The organism is Anaerostipes faecis, from assembly GCF_910574135.1.
Lineage (GTDB): Bacteria > Bacillota > Clostridia > Lachnospirales > Lachnospiraceae > Anaerostipes > Anaerostipes hominis.
In genome coordinates this window covers 1-23,967 of the sequence record NZ_CAJSYK010000006.1, presented here as the reverse complement: position 1 = coordinate 23,967, position 23,967 = coordinate 1, and the positions used below count along the sequence as shown (strand labels likewise).

Annotated in this window: 20 protein-coding genes and 2 pseudogenes; 21 read left to right on the top strand and 1 reads right to left on the bottom strand. The window is 42.3% G+C overall.

Going from position 1 to position 23,967, the window contains the following annotated elements; genetic code table 11:
- Nucleotides 1–17: 17 nt before the first annotated feature.
- A complete protein-coding gene (locus tag QGT46_RS05665; RefSeq protein ID WP_024727771.1) occupies nucleotides 18–1,760 on the bottom strand; it encodes an Rqc2 family fibronectin-binding protein in 1,743 nt (580 codons plus the stop codon).
- A 122-nt stretch (nucleotides 1,761–1,882) separates the two neighbouring features.
- Between QGT46_RS05665 and QGT46_RS05660 the strand changes: the two genes are divergently transcribed.
- The 21 genes and pseudogenes from QGT46_RS05660 (at nucleotide 1,883) to QGT46_RS05560 (ending at nucleotide 23,863) form a co-directional block, all read left to right on the top strand.
- A complete protein-coding gene (locus QGT46_RS05660) occupies nucleotides 1,883–2,278 on the top strand; it encodes a PH domain-containing protein (RefSeq protein WP_024727770.1) in 396 nt (131 codons plus the stop codon).
- A gap of 101 nt (nucleotides 2,279–2,379) precedes the next feature.
- A complete protein-coding gene (hisZ, locus tag QGT46_RS05655) occupies nucleotides 2,380–3,591 on the top strand; it encodes an ATP phosphoribosyltransferase regulatory subunit (protein ID WP_148459221.1) in 1,212 nt (403 codons plus the stop codon).
- 1 nt (nucleotide 3,592) lies between these two features.
- Nucleotides 3,593–4,246, top strand: coding sequence for an ATP phosphoribosyltransferase (hisG, locus tag QGT46_RS05650; protein WP_148459220.1), 654 nt, complete (start codon nucleotides 3,593–3,595; stop codon nucleotides 4,244–4,246).
- A gap of 4 nt (nucleotides 4,247–4,250) precedes the next feature.
- Nucleotides 4,251–5,546 (top strand): histidinol dehydrogenase, encoded by a 1,296-nt coding sequence (gene hisD, locus QGT46_RS05645; RefSeq protein ID WP_024727768.1) that lies wholly within the window; start codon nucleotides 4,251–4,253, stop codon nucleotides 5,544–5,546.
- A 14-nt stretch (nucleotides 5,547–5,560) separates the two neighbouring features.
- The gene (gene hisB / locus QGT46_RS05640) at nucleotides 5,561–6,148 is read left to right on the top strand and encodes an imidazoleglycerol-phosphate dehydratase HisB (RefSeq protein ID WP_024727767.1); all 588 of its coding nucleotides are present in this window, start codon (nucleotides 5,561–5,563) and stop codon (nucleotides 6,146–6,148) included.
- Nucleotides 6,149–7,387, top strand: a complete 1,239-nt coding sequence (gene hisIE, locus QGT46_RS05635; protein WP_148459218.1) for a bifunctional phosphoribosyl-AMP cyclohydrolase/phosphoribosyl-ATP diphosphatase HisIE — start codon at nucleotides 6,149–6,151, stop codon at nucleotides 7,385–7,387.
- 78 nt (nucleotides 7,388–7,465) lie between these two features.
- Nucleotides 7,466–7,630, top strand: a complete 165-nt coding sequence (locus tag QGT46_RS05630; RefSeq protein WP_009289798.1) for a hypothetical protein — start codon at nucleotides 7,466–7,468, stop codon at nucleotides 7,628–7,630.
- A gap of 128 nt (nucleotides 7,631–7,758) precedes the next feature.
- The gene (alaS, locus tag QGT46_RS05625; protein WP_148459217.1) at nucleotides 7,759–10,398 is read left to right on the top strand and encodes an alanine--tRNA ligase; all 2,640 of its coding nucleotides are present in this window, start codon (nucleotides 7,759–7,761) and stop codon (nucleotides 10,396–10,398) included.
- Nucleotides 10,399–10,734: 336 nt separating this feature from the next.
- Nucleotides 10,735–11,203, top strand: a pseudogene (locus QGT46_RS17475) (recombinase family protein).
- A 696-nt stretch (nucleotides 11,204–11,899) separates the two neighbouring features.
- Nucleotides 11,900–13,894: a leucine-rich repeat domain-containing protein gene (locus QGT46_RS05615; protein WP_148459215.1), complete on the top strand. Its 1,995-nt coding sequence runs from the start codon at nucleotides 11,900–11,902 to the stop codon at nucleotides 13,892–13,894.
- A 467-nt stretch (nucleotides 13,895–14,361) separates the two neighbouring features.
- Nucleotides 14,362–14,667, top strand: a complete 306-nt coding sequence (locus QGT46_RS05610) for a hypothetical protein (RefSeq protein WP_006567175.1) — start codon at nucleotides 14,362–14,364, stop codon at nucleotides 14,665–14,667.
- A 151-nt stretch (nucleotides 14,668–14,818) separates the two neighbouring features.
- Nucleotides 14,819–14,995, top strand: coding sequence for a 30S ribosomal protein S21 (rpsU, locus tag QGT46_RS05605; RefSeq protein WP_006567174.1), 177 nt, complete (start codon nucleotides 14,819–14,821; stop codon nucleotides 14,993–14,995).
- Between the two features lie 113 nt (nucleotides 14,996–15,108).
- Nucleotides 15,109–15,375 (top strand): YabP/YqfC family sporulation protein, encoded by a 267-nt coding sequence (locus tag QGT46_RS05600; RefSeq protein WP_024727761.1) that lies wholly within the window; start codon nucleotides 15,109–15,111, stop codon nucleotides 15,373–15,375.
- Between the two features lie 12 nt (nucleotides 15,376–15,387).
- Nucleotides 15,388–16,623 (top strand): sporulation protein YqfD, encoded by a 1,236-nt coding sequence (locus QGT46_RS05595; protein ID WP_148459213.1) that lies wholly within the window; start codon nucleotides 15,388–15,390, stop codon nucleotides 16,621–16,623.
- Between the two features lie 94 nt (nucleotides 16,624–16,717).
- Nucleotides 16,718–17,725 carry a PhoH family protein gene (locus tag QGT46_RS05590; protein WP_148459212.1) on the top strand — a complete coding sequence of 336 codons (1,008 nt, stop codon included), beginning with the start codon at nucleotides 16,718–16,720 and terminating at the stop codon, nucleotides 17,723–17,725.
- Nucleotides 17,726–17,729: 4 nt separating this feature from the next.
- Nucleotides 17,730–18,227, top strand: coding sequence for an rRNA maturation RNase YbeY (ybeY, locus tag QGT46_RS05585; protein WP_024727759.1), 498 nt, complete (start codon nucleotides 17,730–17,732; stop codon nucleotides 18,225–18,227).
- A gap of 8 nt (nucleotides 18,228–18,235) precedes the next feature.
- Nucleotides 18,236–19,888, top strand: coding sequence for a putative polysaccharide biosynthesis protein (locus QGT46_RS05580; protein ID WP_148459210.1), 1,653 nt, complete (start codon nucleotides 18,236–18,238; stop codon nucleotides 19,886–19,888).
- An 87-nt stretch (nucleotides 19,889–19,975) separates the two neighbouring features.
- Nucleotides 19,976–20,395 carry a hypothetical protein gene (locus tag QGT46_RS05575; protein WP_024727757.1) on the top strand — a complete coding sequence of 140 codons (420 nt, stop codon included), beginning with the start codon at nucleotides 19,976–19,978 and terminating at the stop codon, nucleotides 20,393–20,395.
- 190 nt (nucleotides 20,396–20,585) lie between these two features.
- Nucleotides 20,586–21,272 (top strand): annotated as a pseudogene (locus tag QGT46_RS17230) (Fic family protein); the annotation flags it as partial.
- A 205-nt stretch (nucleotides 21,273–21,477) separates the two neighbouring features.
- On the top strand, nucleotides 21,478–22,527 hold the full coding sequence (locus QGT46_RS05565) for an ATP-binding protein (protein WP_024727755.1): 1,050 nt from the start codon (nucleotides 21,478–21,480) through the stop codon (nucleotides 22,525–22,527).
- Nucleotides 22,520–23,863 (top strand): S8 family peptidase, encoded by a 1,344-nt coding sequence (locus QGT46_RS05560; protein ID WP_301589905.1) that lies wholly within the window; start codon nucleotides 22,520–22,522, stop codon nucleotides 23,861–23,863. Before QGT46_RS05565 ends, QGT46_RS05560 begins: the two co-directional genes overlap by 8 nt.
- Nucleotides 23,864–23,967 lie beyond the last annotated feature (104 nt).

The following is a 23,967-nucleotide window of genomic DNA, read 5'->3' as shown; positions in this document are numbered from 1 at the left end:
CCAGAATGCTTTATAGGTTACTGTTCTTTGATGCCTGAGATATCCGGGACGCACATCATAGAATAATTCGTATGGTAAATAACAAATCCAGGCTTTGCTTTCGGCGGTTTTTTCAATTCCTTCCTCTGTACATAGTCGACTTCTACTTTTGGCGCCTGACGGCCGCTGGAGTAAAAAGCGGCAAGCCGCCCGGCCTCTTCAAAAGTAGCATCCGGCAGAGTATCTGCCTGCTCTTTTTTCACGATGACGTGAGAGCCAGGCATATTTTTTGCGTGAAACCACCAGTCGCCGCCGTTGGCAAATTTAAATGTCAGCTCATCATTCTGATAATTATTTTTGCCTACATACATATGGAATCCATCGGAGGACAAAAAGTGGAGAGGCTTTGACTTCGTCGGTTTTTTAGCCCCTTTTGAACCGCGCTTTTTCAAATATCCATAATCTGAGAGTTCCTGTTTGATGGAGGAAAGATCCTGTTCGTTCTCTGCAAGATTCAGGGAAGATGCGATCGATTCCAGATGCATCAGATCATCCTTTGTCTCAACCGTAAGCTCGGAGAGAGCTTCATAGGTCCGTTTCAGTTTATTATATTTGGTAAAGTACTTCTGCGCGTTCTCCTGAGGAGTCTTGAAAGGGTCAAGAGGGATGGTGACTTCTTTATTGGTGTAATAGTTCAGGCACGTGAGGGATTTGGATTCAGGTTCAAGGCCGTATCCATATGCCTGAATTAATTCCCCATATGTTTTATATTTATCTCTTTTCTCCGTGTCGAGCAGCTGCTTTCTCTGCAGATCATATTTTTTGCTCGTGCGTTCGATGGACGTCTGGACAATTTTTCTCAGATCGGCAGACTTCTGTTTCATTCTCGCATATTTTTCCTTCTCAGAGTAATAGATGACCAGGACATCGCTGATGGTGGGAAAGACTTTCACTTCATAAGATGTCTCATAAGACGTCATCGGAAAACAGGAAAATTCTTTCGGTTCCCCGTTTTGATAAATAATATTGGGCACATATTCGTGTTTTTCCACGGAAACAGCCAGTTTTTTCAGCTGGGAGTAGAGACCGGAGCACTGGTCCTGCGTGAGGGAATCTGTGGACTGGCTGCCGTCGACTCCAGCGCGGTAGCAGATCTCATTTGCCAAAAACGAACTCATGCCTGTGATGGACGAGTAAAGTGCCTTGGTGACTGGTACAGGTTTTGGCTTGATCCCGGCTAAAAAGTCTTCCAGAGTCAAAGAATCTATATCCTTTTTATGCTGTGTGGGAGGCATAGAGTAAGCCATGCCGGGCAGGACCTGCCGTTTGGAGCTCATGTTGGCCCCCACGTGTCTTATGCTGTCGAGGATCATTCCGTCCTGTCCCACGAAGATTAAGTTGCTGTGCTTGCCCATCAGTTCGATGACCAGTTTCTTTTGGCATACATCGCCTAATTCGTCCAGATGTTCCACGGTGATCTCGATGATCCTCTCATAGCCCGGCTGTTCTACGGAGACGATACGGCCGTTGCTCAGATGCTTTCGCAGCAGCATACAAAAGTTTGGGGCCTGTATCGGGTTCTGTTTGCCCTGATCCGACAGATAGACGATCGGCAGGCCCGGACTGGCAGAAAGATGGAGCCTTAAATTTTCCCGGTTCTGTTTGATCACCAGGGTGATCTCATCGGCCTCAGGCTGGTAAATCTTATAAATTCTTCCGTTTAATATTTTTTCATTTAGTTCGTTTACGATATTTGAAATGACAAATCCGTCAAATGCCATAGCTGCACCTCCATTTTTTAGTTAATCGTATTATATCACGCCGCGCCCTGTTTTGGTTGATTTTTTGCCGTTAATGCAGGTATAATGGAAAGGTAATTTTCAGAATATGGAGGACCGAGCCAATGATAGATGAACAAAATAAAACATGGTCAGACCGCAGTCATCTGCTGTGGTGGCCGATTACCTTTACAAAATACAGAGTTGAGAACCAAAGATTATATACGCAGACAGGGCTTTTGTCAACACATGAGGAAGAATGCCTCTTATACAGAGTCATGGATGTCTCCTATGAGAAAACTTTCGGAAACCGCATTTTCGGCACCGGGACGATCCGCCTTACCACAAGGGATGCCTCAAACCCGGTAATTGAACTTAAAAATATTGCTGATTCCAGAAGGGTAAAGGATCTTCTGAGCCGGTGGATCGAGGAAGAACGGATCGCAAAACGGGTTGTGGGACGCGATATGTACGGCGCAAGCAGCCATATGGAGGAAGATTTCGCGGACAGAGATATGTAAAACGGTTGACAACGAAAAGATAGACTGGTATGATAACTAAAGTATTTAACATGGTAGTGAATTACCACTTTAGTGTATTGAAGTGAAGAAGGAGAAGAATTATGAATCAGAAGAGGGTCCATACGCCGGAAGGAGTAAGGGATATATACGGATTGGAATGTAAAAAGAGACTCAGGTTAAAGGATAAATTAAATCATGTATTTGCCCTCTACGGCTATGAGAATATCATAACCCCAACTTTTGAATTTTTCGATATATTTAACAGTGAGAAAGGAACTGTTTCCTCTAAAGAGATGTACAAATTTTTTGACCGGGAGGGAAATACCCTGGTCCTGCGGCCGGACATCACGCCTTCTGTGGCACGGTGCGTGGCAAAGTATTATGACAGTGAGGAACGGAATCTGCGGTTTGCCTATACCGGGAATGTCTTTTTGAATAATTCCAGCTATCAGCTGAAACTAAAGGAAACCTGCCAGATGGGCGCAGAGCTCATCAATGATCCTTCCAGCCACGGAGACGGAGAGATCATCGCCATGGCGCTCGACTGCTGCCTGAATGCCGGACTGAAAGATTTCCGGCTGACCATTGGCCAGGTCGAGTATTTCCAGGGACTCGTAGAGTGTATAGAAGATGAAGACGTAAAAGAGCAGTTAAGAGAGCTGATCATCAATAAAAATTTCTTCGGCCTGATCGAATTTGTGGAAAGCCTAGATATTCCCCAGGCCGTAAAAGATGTTTTTGTCCAGTTCAATGAGCTCAACGGCGATGTAGACATCTTAGATAAGGCCGATGCCCTTGTGTCTAATGAGACATCAAAGAGAGCCATCCGGAAGCTGAGAAAAGTTTACCGGATGCTTAAGGTGTACGGGCTGGAGCAGTACATAAGCTTTGATCTGGGCATGCTGAGCCGTCATAATTACTACACCGGGGTTATTTTTAAGGCATATACCTACGGAACCGGAGACGCAGTTTTAAAAGGAGGCCGTTACGACAACCTGATCGAACAGTTCGGAAAGAAAGCACCGTCCATCGGTTTTGCCATCGTGCTAGACAGCCTGATGATGGCGCTGGAACGCCAGAAGATCCAAATGGAGGCCGATTTCACAGACATGCTGATCGTCTATGAAGAGGAGGCCATGGAAGCCGCCATCCCGGCAGCTGTGGGCTATCGGAAAGAAGGAAAGACAGTCATACTGGAAAAGAAGGACAGGAATCTGGAAGATTATATGACCATGTCTTCGGATCACCGGATCGGATGCGTTTTGTACTATGAAACCGGGGATACCGTCAGGGATTTAACGAAAGGGCAGTGAGATGAGATATATAACATTTGCATTGGCAAAAGGAAGGCTTGCCAAGAAGACATTATCTTTGCTGGAACAGATAGGGATTACCTGCGAAGAGATGAAGGATGAAAAAACAAGAAAACTGATTTTTGTAAACGAAGATCTGAAGCTTAAATTTTTCCTCTCCAAGGCCAGCGATGTGCCTACTTACGTGGAATACGGGGCAGCAGACATCGGGGTGGTCGGAAAGGATACGATCCTGGAAGAAGGACGGAATCTTTACGAGGTGCTGGACCTTGGATTCGGTAAATGCAGGATGTGCGTTTGCGGGCCGAAAGAAGCCAAAAAGTATTTAAACGGCAGTCAGCTGATCCGGGTGGCGTCCAAATATCCGAATATCGCGAAAGAGTATTTCTATAATAAAAAACTCCAGACCGTGGAGATCGTAAAGCTCAACGGTTCCGTGGAACTGGCACCGATCGTCGGCCTTTCAGAGGTTATTGTGGATATCGTGGAGACGGGGTCTACACTAAGGGAGAACGGACTGGAAGTGCTGGAAAAGATCTGTCCGCTCTCTGCAAGGATGGTCGTAAACCAGGTGAGTCAGAGAATGGAGCAGGAGAGGATCAGTAAAATTGTGACTGCATTAAAGAAGTTGTTAGACGAGAAGAAACAGGGGTAGTGCCATGAGAATTGTAAAAGTAAATGAAGATTCTATTGCGGATATTTTAAACGATCTGCTGAAGAGAAGCCCGAATCACTACGAGGGGTACGAAGAGCAGGTAAATGCCATCGTCAATGATGTAAAAGCCAGAGGCGATGAGGCGGTGTTTGAGTACACCGAGAAGTTTGACGGAACAAAGCTTACGGCAGACACTGTGCTGGTGACGGAGGCTGAGATCGAGGAAGCGTATGAAAAAGTAGAGCCAAAGCTTCTTGACATCATCAGAAAGGCTATCGTCAATATCCGGGACTTCCATCAAAAGCAGAAGCAGAACAGCTGGTTTGACACACAAAAGAACGGCATTTTACTTGGACAGAAGGTGACTCCACTTGCCAGGTGCGGAGTGTATGTGCCGGGAGGAAAGGCGGTCTATCCGTCTTCTGTGCTCATGAACGTTGTGCCGGCTCATGTGGCAGGAGTGAAAGAAATCATCATGGTGACACCTCCGGGCAGGGACGGAAAGGTCAATCCGAATACTCTCGTGGCGGCCAAAGAAGCCGGAGCCGAAAAGGTATACAAAGCAGGGGGCGCCCAGGCAATAGCGGCTCTGGCTTTCGGCACAGAGTCAATCCCGAAGGTAGACAAGATCGTGGGACCGGGGAATATCTACGTGGCTCTGGCGAAAAAAGCAGTGTACGGCAATGTGAGTATCGACTCCATCGCGGGACCGAGCGAGATCCTCGTGCTGGCCGATGACAGCGCCAATCCCCGGTATGTGGCCGCGGACCTGTTATCCCAGGCAGAACATGATGAGATGGCCAGCGCTATCCTGGTGACGACGAGTGAGACACTGGCAAAACAGGTTTCTGAAGAAGTGGATGGATTCCTGAAAAAGCTCTCAAGAACGGAGATCATGGAAAAATCTCTGGATTCTTTCGGATATATTTTAATCGCCAAAGATTTAAAAGAAGCAGTGGACGCGGCAAATTCTATCGCCTCAGAGCACCTGGAGATCATGATGGAAAATCCGTTTGATGTCATGACAAGGATCGAAAACGCGGGGGCAATCTTTGTCGGACAGTACAGCTGTGAGCCGCTGGGGGATTATTTTGCAGGCCCGAACCATGTACTCCCCACCAACGGAACAGCAAGGTTTTTCTCACCACTGAGTGTGGACGATTTTATCAAGAAATCCAGTGTGATTTATTATTCGAGAGAGGCTCTTAAACCGGTCCACAAAGATATCGAAACATTTGCAGAGCAGGAAGAATTGACAGCCCATGCCAATTCTATTAAAGTGAGATTTGAAAACGAATAGAGAAAGGAAGCAATATGAGTCGCAGCGCGGAAATTATCCGGAACACAAGTGAAACGAAGATTAAACTGTTTATCGACCTGGACGGCAGGGGAGCCTCTGAGGTGGACACAGGGATCGGTTTTTTTGACCACATGCTGATCAGTTTTGCAAAGCATGGTTTTTTTGACCTGAGAGTGAAGGTGGACGGCGACCTGCATGTGGACAGCCATCACACCATTGAAGACACGGGGATCGTTCTTGGTGAAGCGATCAAACAGGCGGCAGGAGATAAAAAGGGCATCAAACGGTATGGCTCCTTTGTACTGCCGATGGACGAAACTCTCGTGCTGTGCGGTCTGGATTTATCCGGAAGGCCGTATTTTGACACGGACCTTAGCTTTACTGCGGACAGGGTCGGAGGATTTGACACGGAGATGGTCCGGGAATTTTTCTATGCGGTATCTTATGCCGGTGCCATGAATCTGCATATCAGGCAGCTCTCCGGCACCAATAACCATCATCTGATGGAGGCGGCATTTAAGGCATTTGCAAAGGCATTGGACGAGGCAACCGGTATGGACCCGCGGATTGCGGATGTGCTTTCCACGAAAGGGGCATTATAGATGGAACGACAGAAAAAAATCATTCCCTGCATTTATGGGGAAAAGCTTGCAGAAGCGGCAAAGGCATACGATCATTCAGGTGCAGATGCCGTCAGCTATTACGACGAGAAAATAACTGCGGAGACAGTGAAAGAGATTGCAAAGGATATTGACATCCCGCTTTATGCCGGAGGAGGCATTGAAGACCTGGAAGACGTGAAGAAGATTCTTTATGCCGGAGCCGATAAGGTCTGCCTTGGAAAAACAGTCCTTGTGGACAAGGAAATCGTTAAAAAGGCCGGGGACCGGTTCGGAAAGGATCAGATCATCGTGTCCGTGGATCTGGAAAGCCAGGAAGAACCGGTATCATTTGCGAAGGAAATGGCGAGGCTCGGAGCTGGAGAACTGCTTTTGCTGGCAGACAAAGGGTATGAAACATTTGCATCCCTGATCAAAGAAATTAAAGAAGTATCTGGCCTTCCGGTGATGGTGAGCATTTCAGATCCGAAAGAAGCTGTCCGCATCTTAGAACTTACCGGTGCCGACGATTTGGCGGTGGCATCCAGAGAGACGTTTGGAGTCATGGAACTGAAACACGAGTGCAGGGCTGCAAAATTCGGCGTCAACACATTTGAAAGTTCTATGAGCTTTGATGAATTTAAATTAAACAGTGATGGAATGCTAACCGTGGTAACTCAGGATTATAAGACCAATGAAGTGCTCATGGTTGCTTATATGACAAAGGAAGCGTTTGAAAAGACCGTCGAGACCGGTATCATGACTTATTACAGCCGCAGCAGAAATGAGCTGTGGACCAAGGGAGATACCTCGGGACATTATCAGTATGTAAAGTCTTTGACCATTGACTGCGACAAAGATACACTTTTGGCTAAGGTTGAGCAGTTGGGGAATGCCTGCCATACAGGGAGCTATTCCTGCTTTTTTACGGATCTTGTAAAGAAGGAATACAAAGATGACAACCCGATGGAAGTGTTCCAGTCTGTCTACGATGTGATTATGGACCGCAAAAAGCATCCGAAGGAAGGTTCCTATACGAATTATTTATTTGAAAAGGGAATTGATAAGATCCTTAAAAAAGTAGGGGAAGAAGCCACGGAGATCGTCATTGCGGCGAAAAATCCGGATGTGGAGGAAATGAAGTATGAGATTTCTGATTTCCTGTACCATCTGATGGTCCTGATGGCAGAGCGGGGTATGACCTGGGACGAGGTGACCAGGGAATTAATTGAAAGAAAATAATTGTCATTCGCTGTCCGATTTGATATAATTGCCACATGAGCAAACCAAAGAACCGTGGTTTGATAAAGGAGGCAGGACATGCACGCATATTTATCAGAGTTTGTCACATATCTGATCAAGTTTATTTTTTTGCTTGCCGTATCGGTAGGAGGCGTTTTTTTCGGAAAGAAGATGGCTGTCGGTAAGATGCAGAAGAAAGCGCAGCAGAAAGCAAAGAATGAGCAGAAACCGGATCAGGAATAAGATGTGTAAGATAGAATGGAAAGCCTTCTGATGCAGCAGAAGGTTTTTCTTTGCTGTAAAGGAAGCTGCCACCATAGGCATCTGTCCGGGCAGAATAGTTTCATATTAATTTTTAGGAGGATGGAGATTTGAAATCGTATGGAGTAAATGAATTAAGGAAAATGTTCCTTGATTTTTTTGAGAGCAAAGATCATTTGGTGATGAAGAGTTTTTCTCTGGTGCCTCAGAATGATAAGAGTCTTTTGCTGATCAATGCAGGTATGGCCCCGTTAAAGCCATATTTTACAGGCCAGGAAGTGCCCCCGAAGACCAGAGTTGCGACCTGTCAGAAGTGTATCCGTACCGGAGATATCGAGAATGTCGGAAAGACAGCGCGTCACGGAACATTTTTTGAGATGCTCGGAAACTTTTCTTTCGGGGATTATTTTAAGAAGGAAGCAATCCGCTGGTCATGGGAGTTTTTGACTGAGGTTGTGGGACTTGATCCGGAACGTCTGTATCCTTCTGTCTATCTGGATGACGACGAGGCATTCGAGATCTGGGAGAAGGAAATCGGCATTGCTCCTGAGAGGATCTTCCGTTTCGGAAAAGAGGACAACTTCTGGGAGCACGGTGCAGGACCATGCGGACCGTGTTCAGAGATTTATTATGACCGGGGAGAGAAGTACGGATGCGGAAGCCCTGATTGTACGGTGGGCTGTGAATGCGACCGCTACATGGAAGTATGGAACAATGTCTTCACACAGTTTGAAAATGACGGAAACGGCAATTACGAAGAATTAGACAATAAAAATATTGATACCGGAATGGGGCTTGAGCGTCTGGCTGTCGTAGTCCAGGAAGTGGATTCTATCTTCGATGTGGATACGATCAAAGCGATCCGTGACAGGATCTGTGAACTGGCAGGCGTGACTTATGGCGCTGATGAGAAGAATGACATTTCTATCCGAGTGATTACAGACCATATCCGGTCTGCATCCTTTATGATTTCCGACGGTGTCATGCCGTCCAATGAAGGCCGCGGATATGTGCTGCGCCGTCTGATCCGCCGTGCGGCAAGACACGGAAGGATGCTTGGCATGAAGGATCTGTTTTTGGCCGGACTCAGTAAGACCGTGATCGCAGAGTCCAAAGACGGATATCCGGAACTGAAGGAAAAAGAAGAATTTATTTACAAGGTTCTTACAACAGAGGAAGAACAGTTCAACAGGACTATCGACCAGGGACTTCAGATTCTTGCGGACATGGAAGAAGCCATGTCCAAAGAAGGAAAGAAGGAGCTTGCAGGAAAGGATGCCTTTAAGCTCTATGATACTTATGGATTCCCTCTGGATCTGACAAAGGAGATTCTTGAGGAAAAAGGCATTTCCGTAGATGAGGAAGGATTCCAGAAATCCATGGAACAGCAGAGAAAGCAGGCGAGAGAGGCCCGGGAGACGACCAACTACATGGGAGCTGACGCAACAGTCTATGAACAGCTGGACCCTGCTATGACCTCTGAGTTTGTCGGATATGATTCACTGACCTGCGAATCAGAGATCATTGCCATGACGACGGATAAAGAGCTGACGGACTCTTTAGTGGAAGGGCAGAGAGGAACGATCATCTGTTCCAGGACGCCGTTTTATGCCACAAGCGGAGGACAGGAAGCGGATCAGGGCGTGATCCTGAGCGAAAATTCCTCTTTTGCCGTGGAAGATGTGATTAAGCTTTCCGGAGGAAAATTCGGACATGTAGGATATGTAAATGAAGGAAATTTAAGTGTCGGTGAGAAGGTTCTTTTAAATGTTAATGAGAGAAACCGCCGTCAGACAGAGAAGAATCACAGTGCCACCCATCTTCTGCAGAAGGCGCTGCGCACCGTGCTGGGAAGCCATGTAGAACAGGCCGGTTCCAGCAACAATGCAAAGCATTTGAGGTTTGACTTTACTCATTTCTCTCCGATGACACCGGATGAGATCAAAAAGGTGGAGGATATCGTAAATGAGGAGATTGCTGCCAGTCTGCCGGTGGAGACGAAGCTGATGTCTATGGACGAGGCCAAGAATACCGGTGCTATGGCTCTGTTCGGCGAGAAATACGGGGATGAAGTGCGTGTCGTTTCTATGGGAGATTTCTCTGTGGAACTCTGCGGAGGTACCCATGTTTCTAACACAGGCACCATCACTGCATTCAAGATTCTTTCAGAGACGGGAGTTGCGGCCGGAGTCCGAAGGATCGAGGCTATCACAGACAAAGCGGTCTTTGAGTATTATGAGAAGATGGAAGAAGAACTTATGGAGGCCGCAAAGGTTGTAAAATCAACCCCGTCTAAACTGATGGTACGTCTGGAAGCCCTGATGGCAGAGCTGAAAGAACTTCACAGCGAAAACGAGTCTCTAAAGAGCAAGTTGGCGAAAGATGCTCTCGGGGATGTGATGGATCAGGTGCAGGAAGTAAACGGAGTGAAACTTCTGGCGGCAAAAGTGACCGATGTGGATATGAACGGCCTGCGCGAGCTGGGTGATTCCCTGAAAGAAAAACTTGGGGAGGGCGTCATAGTTCTGGCATCTTCTCTGGGCGGAAAAGTGTTCCTTGTGGCTATGGCTACCGACGGGGCACAGAAAGCCGGAGCCCATGCGGGAAATCTGATCAAAGGCATCGCAGGATGTGTCGGAGGCGGCGGAGGCGGCCGTCCGAATATGGCGCAGGCAGGCGGAAAGAAGCCGGAAGGAATCGATGATGCGATCGCGAAGGCGAAGGAAGAACTGGCCGGACAGCTGAAGTAAATAGAACTAAGTTAAAAAACCATGGACGTGCAGCAAAGGGTTGCATTCCATGGTTTTTACTGTTATGAGCGTATTTAAAATATAATTATAGAATTAGTTGAATTTGTATGATATCTATGACAGGACAAAAAACTACTATTTTAATTGTGCTATTCTAAAAAAAGTAAATAATTTCATATCAATAAAAAAGGATGATTATGGAAAAATAGTATGGTTTATTTCTTGTACATTTCTTCATAGATTTGTACGTCGTTTGTTTATTGTTTTGTTCATATTTTGAAATATTGCCTTGATTATAATTTCCTTTGTGGATAACAGACAAAGGAGGAATTTAACATGGCGAAATACGCACATATCCGAGTTTCGAGCAAAGACCAGAATATCGCAAGACAGGTGGAAGCCATGCAGGAAATTGGACTGACGAAGAAACAGATGTATATTGACAGACAGTCGGGAAAGGATTTTGAACGCAGGAATTATCAAAGGCTGGTGAGGAAACTGAAAGCAGGCGACGAGCTTTATATCAAGTCCATAGACCGTCTGGGACGTGATTATGATGAAATACTGGAGCAATGGCGTTACGGGAAAATTTATAGCGGATTTGGTATTACAGATATTTTCCTACGTCGCCCAGATTGAAAGAGAAAACACAAAACAAAGGCAGGCGGAGGGAATACGTATCGCAAAGGAAAAAGGCGTACAGTTCGGGCGACCAAAACATGATTTCCCGGAGGATTTTGAAGAAATCTATCATCACACCACGTTTGCGAGGTGGATAGCCCGTTACCAGCAACCAAAGGCATAGAGAAATGGCATAAAAAGTAGACTTTTTGTGCCGTGTGTGTTATCATTTAGTATAGGATAATTTTGGATAAAAATTGTGGTTTTAAACTTAAATCAGTACAAAAAAACAAAGTTTAGAAGTGGTGTAGAAAGTCTGCTTTTTGTGCCGTGTGTATTTCTGACCACTCAATCCTTTTATCCTGATGTGAATATCATAATCTACATTGAGGGGAGGGGGAAAACGAGATAACGGCAAAACGAAGNNNTTCGTTTTGCCGTTATCTCGTTTTCCCCCTCCCCTCAATGTAGATTATGATATTCACATCAGGATAAAAGGATTGAGTGGTCAGAAATACACACGGCACAAAAAGCAGACTTTCTACACCACTTCTAAACTTTGTTTTTTTGTACTGATTTAAGTTTAAAACCACAATTTTTATCCAAAATTATCCTATACTAAATGATAACACACACGGCACAAAAAGTCTGCTTTTTGTGCCGTGTGTATTTCTGACCACTCAATCCTTTTATCCTGATGTGAATATCATAATCTACATTGAGGGGAGGGGGAAAACGAGATAACGGCAAAACGAAGATTTCTTATAATGAGAAATCGGGAGAGCGAACCAGAGAAACAACGGCTCATGGAGATGCAGGATTTGCCCTGTCTGGTTCAAGACCTCCACAAATATGAAAAATCAAAAAGGAGAGAAATAAGATGAAGCAAAAAAAATTGAAAAGCCTACTCGCCTGCGTGCTCGTCTTATGTATGGTCATTGGCGTACAGTCTAATCTTGCTTTCGCACAGGAAAATGATGATACTATAGTGCAGGAAAATGAAGCTGACTATACGACGGATATGACAGATAACACTGATACAACAGATGATACGACTGGTGCAACAACGGACGACACCAAAGATACAGACACTACAGGCAAAGATGATGTAAACCCGGAAACAGAGAGCGAACCTACGAATCTGAACCGTAGTATTGCTCCTGCTAGTCTGGATGACGGTTCCGGCACAGGCATTGTGCCACAGTCTGATACTAGCAATAACGTTACTGTAACAATTGACTCTGATAGTTTTAGCAAATATAGCGATGTTATCAATGAGATTAAATTTACAAATACAGATAACGCCCAGCAAATAACTGTTTCCAAAGACGCAAAAGTTTCTTTATCAGTTACTTATGCTGACAATATTCAGAATGCAGTTCTTGCATGCGCTGCTTTTGATGCTGATGGTAACTGGGTAGCGGATTGCCGTGCAGGAAGTACTGATTTTACTGAATATTATATAAATAAACCACAAGCCGATTACACCATTCGGGTAATCGGACTGACTGAATACAATGTTGAAGGTGACACCTTGACTTTTTCCGGATCTGGGGAAATATCTACTTGTGGAGATGTGATAGTAGGCAAACAACCGTGGAACCAAAACGATGTCAGCAGGGTAATTATTTCTGAGGGGATTACTAGCGTAGGAGACCAAACATTTAAGAATGTTAAAAATTGGAGCACGAATACAAGCATCTCCTTGCCCGACACGCTAACAGAAATCAAACAATATGGCTTTAACAACTGCAATTTAGCAGGCTACATTAGACTACCTAAAACTTTAAACAGTATTGGAAAGTATGGATTATCCAACTTTGGAAATAAGGTCATTTTTAACATGACCGAAAATATCCCGACAACCTTTGTTTCTAACTCTTTCGCTACCTACACGGGCAGTAACTCTGCTGTTGTATATGTTTCTGACAAAGCGCAAGTTGCAAACATTGGTGGTACCCATAATAACCTAAATACGAATAGCGGATATAGCCACGTATTTCTTATTACAGATGGGGGGACTTTTCCAGAGGATACGGTGTTTTCTCTTGATGAATATGCAGCTCCTGTAAAATCTGGATACACTTTTGATGGGTGGGAAGAAATTGACATAATAAACTCCCCGGTAAACAAGTTGGATAATTCCGGTCATACTTATCAGGCTAAATGGATTGAAAAAGCTGACAACTCAATTACATTCAAAAACCCACTTAATCTTGATAGGATTTATGATAAAACCCCAGTTTCATTATCAAAAGATGATTGTATCGTAACAGGCGATAACAGAGATGTTACATTCTCTTATCAGGTCAAAGACGGTAATAATTGGAATGATATTGATACTGCTCCAAAAAATGCTGGCACATATCGAGTGAAAGCGACTGTTGCAGAAGACGATACTTATAAGAGAGCGGAGACAGCTTGGAAAGAGTTTACAATCAGCAAGGCAGACCCGACTTATAAAGCACCAACTGGCTTGACGGCAACTGTCGGACAGACCCTTGCAAACGTAGCACTTCCAGAGGGCTTTGCGTGGCAGGACGCTACAACAACTTCTGTTGGAAGTGCTGGAACGAATACATTCAAAGTAACTTATACACCAGAAGATACGGATAATTACAATACTGTAAAAGATGTTGAAGTTACATTGACTGTCAAGGAAAAAGACACACAGAAGCCAACAACAGACGATAACAAGAAACCGTCTGCAACGGATACAGATAAGAAACCGGAAAGTACAGATAAGCAGACAACGGCTAACAGCCCCAAGACCGGCGACAGCACGAATATGACAACATGGCTTGCACTAATGTTCGTATCTCTTGGTCTGCTGGCTGGCGTATTCAAAGTAAGGAAATCACGCAGGAGCAGATAAAGACTGCGGGGAATTTTATGGACAGAGATATTTTTGAGGACATGAAGATTGAAACTTTTACATCCTTAGTCTCGGAAAATTGTGAAACGGTTCCTGTGATAGAAGCAGTTCCTGAAATAGTAGTAGTTGGAGGTGTTGTTACATCGTCTGCACGGATTGGAGTTATGGTAAATACGGTCACCATAATCATGCATAACATTACGCTGCATATTTGTTTCAATTTTTTCATTTGTACCTTCCTTTCTTTTAGATGAACTAGTTGTTTCATAAATCTTTATTTATAAAGATTAATAAATTTATAATTAATACTATATTAACATATATTAGAAAAAAATAGAATGAAAAGCTATTAAAATACTCATGATATTGTGATTGTATAAATAGTTGATTGAAAATTAAAAGAATGATATAATATATGAAAAGTTTGTGGAACCAATTTAACGATTCGGATATTAGGAGAATGTTATATGCTAAAGAAAAAACAGCAGATCTATCAGGGCAGATCCGTAAAGAAATTCAATGAAATCCGGGATATCTTAGACATCTATCATGTAAAATATACATATCAGGTAAAAGACACCGTCAATGATACTGGAAGCGACTCACCGCTGTCCTTTTTAGGCCGGCAGCAGGGAATGGCACCGAGGGCTTTTACCGGAAGTGCAGGGGTAGCCGCAGAAGATTTAAAAAATTATTGTATTTACGCAGTTGAAGAAGAGGTAAAGACAAAGGTGCCCGAGCATCTTCTTAAAGAGATCTGGAATCCTCTCTAAAGTCAATTATAAAAACTCATTTTTTCCGTTGAAAAACATGATTTTAACTATTGACGAATATCCCAATTATGGTATAATAATCTAGTGCAAGAAAGTGCCCAAACAGTCATAATGCACAATATAAGGCTGGAGGGGAGGTCAGGAATTAAGAATGTCAAACGTTATCGTTAAAGAAAATGAATCTTTAGACAGCGCTCTTCGCAGATTTAAGAGAAACTGTGCCAAAGCAGGTATTCAGCAGGAAATCCGCAAAAGAGAGCATTACGAAAAACCAAGTGTTCGTCGTAAGAAAAAGTCTGAAGCGGCTCGTAAAAGAAAAGTAAAATAATAGAAGCAGGCATCGTATACTTGAGGTATACGGTGCTTTTCTTTTGCATATATTAAAACAACGATAGGATGCTTAAGTGTGCTGCTGCGCCAAAAAGCATAGTGAGGGTCTATATGAAGAAAAAGCCAAAGGAGGCATTAGCCAAAGGTTTATCCCTTCCAAGAGATGTGGTCTTTGGCGATTTTATTATTACCTTAACCGGCAATGAACAGGTGATGATTGAAAATTATAAGGGAATCCTGTCTTACGAAGAAAATCAAATCGCCGTCCAGGGAAACCACGTGGTTTTGAGGATCATAGGGACAAATCTTGTCATTCAATATTATTCCATGGAAATTATGAAGGTGACCGGCGAAATCACACGGCTGGAATACGCATAAAGGAGAATCAGGATGGTCAGATTAATACAGTATTTTTTCGGAAGTATATTTTTAGAGATATCAGGTCCTTCCGTGGAACGTTTTCTTAACCTATGTGCAAAACAAAACCTGGTGCTCTGGAATCTGAAGCCGGGTGGGAATGGATATCAGTGTTCCGTACAAAAGAGAGCCTATGAAACTGTTCTGGCACTTGCAGAAAAAACCGGGACTTCAGTCCGGATTCTGGGGAGAAAGGGGCTTCCCTTTTTTTTATTGGAGCACCGGAAACGAAAGGTGTTTTTCTTCGGCATCGGCATGGCCTTAGTCCTGATGTTTTTAATGTCCCAGTTTATCTGGGAGATCACAGTGTCGGGAAATGAACGGTATTCCAAAAGCGATATGCTGAAATATGTAAAGAGCAATTTTTATCAAATCGGGACGTATAAGAAAAAGATTGACTGCAACCTGTTAGAGGAACATATCCGGGAAGACCACGAAGGCATTGCATGGGTTTCCTGTTCCATCAACGGCACCAGATTACATATTGACATAAAGGAATCATTGGACAGGAAAACGAAACAAAATCCCAGAAAGCCATGTGATATTGTTTCCAATAAAAAGGGAACAATTACTTCTATGTCAGTAAAAAGCGGCACTCCTTTAGTCCAGGTGGGAGACAAAGTAAAAAGGGGAGATACGCTCATTTCGGGAATGATCTATTATTACAGTGACGATTATCAGGTCACCGAGACAAGCAAGATCAAAGCCGACGGGCAAATTATTCTGAGAATCAAAGAAGATTACAAGGAGACCATACCGATTGCCACTTATGAGAAAAAGTTTATATCGAAAAGTACGCGGGTGGAAAGTATACAGCTGTTAAACTGGCAGCTCAAGCTTCCGATCAAGGAGCAGAAAGGGGATTATGACGTCTTAGGTGAGAAGAAACTGCTGCACATCGGTGATCTGTATTTTCCAATCGGCATCACAACAAAGAAGTTTGAAGGATACGAACCCAAAAGAAGAGTTTTGACGGAAGCACAGGCTCAGGATAAGCTGAAAAAACGGCTCTCCGCATATGTCAATGACAAGAAGAAAAAGGGAATTAAAGTGATAAAAACCAACATTCAATATGAGAGACAGGGAAATGACTACATTGCCAAGGGGACGATTGATGTTGAGGAGCCGGTTGGAAAGATCAGAAATATAAAATCTCTGACGAAAAAACAGGTAGAAAAAATTACGCCGACAACCGCTGCTCCGCAGTAATTCTGTCTGCTGCCGTATGACAAAATGTTGAAAAGATCGGAGGCAAATGGTAAACTACTATTAATATAAGAAAATAAAATGTTGAGGAGTACCTATGAATCCAATAGAAATAGATTTGGAATTTCCTTCTGAGCATGGAGGAAATGTATTTGGACAATTTGATGTTTACATGAAGAAGATCGAAAAGACTCTTCATGTAAACTTGATTTTAAGAGACGGACAGCTGAAAGTGGTGGGCGGCGAAGAAGCTGTGAAAAAAGCGGAGTCTGTGATCGGGGAACTGCTGGAACTCTCCAGGAGAGGCAACATTATCACAGAACAGAATGTCAATTACGCTTTGTCCCTGTCCATGGAAGAAAAAAGCGGCCATCTGCTGGAACTGGATAAGGATGTGGTCTGCCACACCGTCCAGGGAAAGCCTGTGAAAGCCAAGACACTGGGACAGAAAAAATATCTGGAACAGATCTCAGAGAAGATGATCACGTTTGGAATCGGACCGGCAGGGACCGGAAAGACTTATCTGGCCATGGCCATGGCCATCACTGCATTTAAGAATGATGAAGTGAACCGCATCATCCTCACCAGGCCGGCCATAGAAGCCGGTGAGAAGCTTGGTTTTCTTCCGGGGGATCTGCAGAGCAAGGTAGATCCGTATTTAAGGCCGCTCTATGACGCTCTCTATGAGATCATGGGGGCAGATGCCTTTATGAAGAACATGGAAAAGGGTCTGATTGAGGTAGCTCCTCTGGCTTATATGAGGGGAAGGACACTGGATAATTCCTACATCGTCCTGGATGAGGCACAGAATACGACACCCGCCCAGATGAAGATGTTTTTAACCAGGATCGGTTTTGGATCAAAGGCGATCATTACCGGTGATCTGACCCAGAAAGATCTCCCGTTTGACAGTATTTCAGGCCTGGAAGAAGCAGTAAGAGTACTTGGGAAAATTCCGGATATCGGAATATGTAAGCTGACAAACAAGGACGTCGTGCGGCACCCTCTGGTACAGCAGATCGTCACGGCATATGATAAATATGAAGAAAGCAAAAACCGAAAGAAAAAAGAGAAAACTCCCCGGAAACGAACGAAAGACAGGTAAAGTTATGAGTGTTTTTTTAGAGAATGAGTATGAAGGAACAGCAGGCATAGACTGTGAAATGATTGCCGGACAAGTTATTGAGGCTGCTGTGGATTATGTAACATGCCCTTTTGAGTGCGAAGTGAATCTCATGCTCGTGGGAAATAATGAGATCCATCGGATCAATCTGGAACAAAGGGGCATTGACCGTCCCACGGACGTTCTTTCCTTTCCGATGGTCGAGTACGAAAAGCCGGGATGTTTCGACGGACTGGAAGAAGATCCGGCAGCGTTTCACCCGGATTCAGGGGAGCTGATGCTGGGTGATATTGTGATTTCCATGGACAAGGCAAAGGAACAGGCCGAGGCTTACGGACACAGCCTGGAGAGAGAATATGCCTTTTTGATCGCCCACAGTATGCTTCATCTGTTTGGATATGACCACATGGAAGATGAAGAACGTGCGGTGATGGAAGAGAAACAGGAAGAGATCTTGCAGCTGGTCCACTACACGAGAGATTAGAGGTAACTATGGGGAAAAAACAAAAGAGCAGTTTTTTAGTACAAGGAACCATATTGATTGCGGCTCAGATGCTTTGCCGAATTATTGGATTACTGTATAGAAGACCATTATTTTCTGTTATTGGCGAGCAGGGAATGGGATACTATGGATTTGCATATACGATCTATAGTGTGGTTTTACTGATAGCATCGTTTAGCATTCCACTGGCAGTATCCAAAGCGATTGCATCAAGGCTTGCAATGAAACAGTATAAAAATGCACAGAGAGTGTTTCATGGAGCTTTAGTATACGCGACAGTAGTTGGCGGTGCAGGGTTCATCTTCACATATGTTGGGGCCCCTTTTCTTGTTCCGAATGAGGGGTCTGTCTTTGCACTAAGGACTATGTCGCCAACAATATTCTTTTCCGGAATTTTAGGTGTACTGCGGGGATATTTCCAAGGGCACAATACTATGGTGCCTACCTCCGTATCACAGATCATCGAACAACTGCTTAATGCTGTGGTCAGCGTTGTCATGGCATATGTATTAGTTGCGCCTTATGTAGGACATGCTACAAAAGCAGCAGCTTTTAAATTGGCTGAACACGGAGCAGCAGGAAGTGCCATAGGTACTGGAGCAGGTGTTTTGATCGGACTTTTATTCTGCTTTATTGTTTATTTAAGTTATCGACCAAAAGTAAAGTTACAGATAAAGCACGATAAAACAAAAAAGACCGAATCCTACAAACGAATTGTAAAGATTCTGCTCTTTACGATCACCCCGGTAATTTTCAGTACATTTATATATAACTGCAGTGCCAGTATAGATTCTACTTTATTTGGACATCTGCTGACGAATAAAGGATTGCCGGAGACAACAGTATCTGCTTTTTACGGCCTGTTTTCAAGCCAGTATAATGTATTGATCAATGTTCCCATCGCGATCGCATCTTCTTTATCCAATGCGATTGTACCTGACATTGCAGGGTCTTATGCGGTCAATGACCAGGATGCAATCAAAAGAAATATTGATACAGCCGTCCGGTTTATATTATTGATTGCTATTCCATGCGCAGTTGGAATTGCGGTTTTAGCAAAACCTGTGATTGGACTGTTGTTCGGACCCAAATATGCAGTTGAGGGATTGAGTCCGAGGATGCTGCAAGTCGGAGCTGTTTCTATTGTATTTTATTGTCTGTCTACTATGACAAACGGTATCCTACAGGGACTTGGGAAGATGAGAGTACCGGTAAAGCATTCGGCAATTTCAGTTATAGCAAATGTTGCAGTTTTGGTACTTTTAATTCAGACCACAAATGCCAATGTTTATGCAATCGTTTTGGCAACGGTGGCTTTTTCAGTCGTCATGAGCATGCTGAACGCCCGGGCGCTCACTAAATTTACAGGGTATAGACAGGATGTAAAAAAATCTGTATTAAAACCTGTTTTCAGTGCTGGAATCATGGGAATTGTAATATTTATCATTTCCTGGGCTTTTGAACAGTTTATATCTGGATCTAGCTTAGGTTATGCGGCTTGCTTGGCTGTTGCGGTGCCTGTTGGTATGATTATTTACTTTATATTTGTAATTAAATTTCAAACTTTTTCAGAAGAAGAGTTGAAACAAATGCCGAAGGGACATGCTATTTTAAGATTAGCTCAGAAACTAAAATTATTGTAATTGTATTGATTTATAGGCCTTCTTTCGTTATCTTTATTTTAATTAAGATACATGAAATGAGGGCTTCTTTAAATGTAGGAGAAAATCTTGAAAAAAGTTTTAATTACTTGCTTACTGTTAGCAGTATTTCTTACTGCCTGTAACAATAAGAAAACGATACAGTCTACTGAAAAGAAACAGACACAATCGACAGAACAGGTTGCAGAAAGCAAAATTTCATGGAATCAGAGTCCGGCGGATATTAAAAAGATGAAAGCAAAATTGAAAAAATATTTGAAGGAAAACAAGATCAAATTTGAATCTATAAACTATGAAAAAAACAGCTACGATAAATATGGAATATTTCCGGAAGACCAGATTAATGATAAAGAGAAAAAATATCTTCCTAATGATGTGTGCTATTTTCTTGTTTTTATTCCCGAAGATTCGGAAACGGCTAATCCTGCCACAGCTGTATTTGTAAGAACAAATAAAACATGGAAATTAAGCAGTTATTATAAAAACTAATCATAGCCCGACAATAGGATTTGTCTGTCAATGGAATCTCCAAAAATAAATTGGATGGATGTTTTTGACTGATATCGGCAATAAACGCTATGGAATCGAAAAAACATAATGGAATATTGCCGATAATGTGGTATACTGGTACAAGAATTGGATTTATGAATAGATAATTATATGATGTGGGGGATTTAAAATGGATTATTATTCTGTATCACAGATGGCAGACAAATGGGGAATTTCTGAGCGCAGCGTGCGGAATTATTGTGCTAATGGCCGGGTACAAGGGGCCTTTCTTACAGGAAAAATATGGAATATACCAGAAAATGCAGTGAAGCCAGAACGTAAAAATAAAAAAGGCAATTAGCCAAAAACACTTTTAGAAATATTACAGTATGAAAAGAAGACGGAAAAATCCGGGGGTATTTATCATAAGACTCAGATTGATCTGACATATAACTCCAATCATATTGAAGGCAGCAGACTGACCCATGATCAGACGAGATATATTTTTGAAACAAATACGGTTGGTATTGAGAATGAGAGCCTAAATGTAGATAATATCATCGAAACCGTAAACCATTTCCGCTGAATTGATTTTATTATCGAACAGTCAAAAGCAGACTTGACAGAAAAGTTTATCAAAGAACTCCATTTTTTATTAAAATCGGGGACCAGTGATTCCAGAAAAGACTGGTTTTTAGTTGGTGATTATAAAACTCTGCCAAATGAAGTGGGCGGGATGGAAACTGTTCTTCCAGAAAATGTTCATAATGAAATGCAAAAACTGTTGATGTGGTATAACAGTACTATAAATATAACATTAGAAACAATGATTGAATTTCATGTGAGATTTGAGCGTATTCATCCATTTCAAGATGGGAAGGTAACAAGGAGACACCAGCAGAAAGCGGTGTAACAGCGGCAAACTGCTTTGTATATAAATTTATAGGATAAAAACTAAAGGAGCATTTACAGGATCGTGTGTAAATGCTCCTTTAGTTTTTGTGATATTTGTCCCAATATTGACAAAAATGTCCCAACATGATAAGCTAAAGCATAGAAAAATGAGGAGGAGAGTGCGTATCATGAAGAAAAAAAATGTGATAAGTTTAATAAAGTATTATGTAGAAAAGAATGATGCGGGCTTTCGAAATGAAGCTTATGAAATTGCTAAAGGATTTGATGCTTCTGGAGATTATCAGCTTTCGGAGTATATTATGTCCTTATTGTCCAATGTGAATACGTTTGTACCACAGATGTCGGAGAATACTTCTCCCTTTTTTGAAAAAATTGAGGGAAAGGAAGAGGTTCTGTTACTTCCAGATGTAATTACCAGTGATTTATTGGGCGTAGTAAATGCAATTGAACGTCATGTTGGAATTAATAAGTTTTTATTTCAGGGAGCGCCAGGAACAGGGAAGACAGAGGCAGTTAAGCAAGTTGCACGAATATTGAATAGAGAAATTTTTATGGTGGACTTTTCAGCAGTGATTGATAGTAAGCTTGGACAGACACAAAAGAATTTATCTATGTTATTCAAGGAAATAAATAGTTTTGTTCAACCAAATAAGGTAATTGTCATGTTTGATGAAATCGATGCCTTGGCTTTAGATCGAACGAATCAGAATGATTTACGGGAAATGGGACGCGCCACCTCTGCTATGTTGAAGGGATTCGATAGAATGAATGAAAATGTTGTTTTAGTTGCAACGACGAATCTTTATAAATATTTTGACAAAGCGTTAATTAGAAGATTTGATTCAGTTATTGATTTTGATAGATATACCCAAGAAGATCTTCTTACGATTGCAGAGAAGATGTTAGATCAATATCTTGATAAATTAAAACTGGCAAATAGGGATATCCGCTTGTTCCGTAAAATAATGAAACTAATGCCACAGATACCATATCCGGGAGAATTGAAAAATTTGATTAAAACGTCTATCGCATTTAGCAATCCACGTGATGGTATGGATTATTTTAGAAGGCTTTACTATGCAGTTTGCAATGAAAAACCGGAAGATTTGAAAAAACTTCAGAGTCAGAAATTTACAGTTAGAGAAATAGAAATACTGGTTGGAAAATCAAAAAGTAGTGTTGCAAGAGAACTGAAAGAAGGTGTAATGAATGAATAACATTTTACAATTAAAAGGAAGGTTTGAACAAAGGCCTAATGGCTCCAAACCTGGCTCGCCGAGACTTCCAAAGGGAAGAAGTGTGTCTTCGTTACATCTTATTGAATTATCTGAGCAATTGAAAAGAATTTTGCAATACTGGGGAACCAATACAGATATCAATGGTGCTTTGGTTAGCGTACACTATACGCATATTGTTGCAAAGAGTAATAGACTGAAAATTTTGTTGTCTGAGAATAGTAAATCGCCTACGAAATCTATCAGAGGAGTTAAGTTTATATGGGAACCAGACGAGGATGGTAAAGAGATACAAAAGCATGTGTTTACTCATTATGTTTCGCTTAAAACGATTGAAAAAGCAATCGTAGTTTTGAATGAAACAATATCTGTTATTGAAAAATACTTTAATGGAGATATTACTAGCGAGGAGACAGAAAAGATAGCAGAGACGCCGGCGGATAGATTTCGTGAATTTTCTAAATCCAAATTTTTAAATGCTGTGGTGGATGGATTTTACGTTGAAAGGTTTGATATTGATCGCGCAACAGAAGAGATAACAGAGGAGTCCATTATCACAATTTATCAGACGGGCATTGAAACAAAGAAATTGTTGTCAAAGTTTGGGATTCATATTGTTGATGAACGTATTATTGATGGCACTACGTTAAGACTTAATCCAGATGAAGCGAAACTGTTATATAATAACGCTTCGTATCTGATTGCGATGAGTGTCACTGATTTTTCCCGGCTTACGAGAGATGAGGTGTTAGATGATAAGGAGGAGCCTAGTAATGAAGAAAGCCTAATACCTCATCCGACCAATGAACCTGTAATAGGAGTTATTGACACACAATTTAATGAAAAGGTGTATTTTCATGAGTGGGTGGAATATAAAAATTTACTTGATCCGAATATTCCTTTGACCTCAGAAGATTATGAGCATGGAACAGAAGTAAGTTATATTATTGTAGATGGTCCGCAAGGTAATCCGTCACTTGATGATGGGTGTGGCAGATTCCGAGTACGACATTTTGGTGTTGCAACACATAAGGGTTTTAGTTCGTTTACTGTATTGAAAATGATACGAAACATTGTCGCCTCAAATAGAGATATTAAAGTATGGAATTTATCATTGGGTTCCAGACTTGAAATCAAGCCTAATTTTATTTCTCCAGAGGCAGCAGAACTTGACCGCATACAAAGTGAATATGATGTTATTTTTGTTGTTGCGGGGACAAATATTCCATATGGTGAAACAAAAAAAGATATGAGAATTGGACCGCCAGCAGATTCACTTAATTCTCTGGTTGGATTAGGGTGTCAAAAGACACATTAATAAATATCTGATTTTGTTTGTACCTTGAAAATTTAACACGAATTGGTTTGAGAATATTAAATTTAGAACAATCAACAGAAGGTGAGCTTGATGTTTTGAGTATT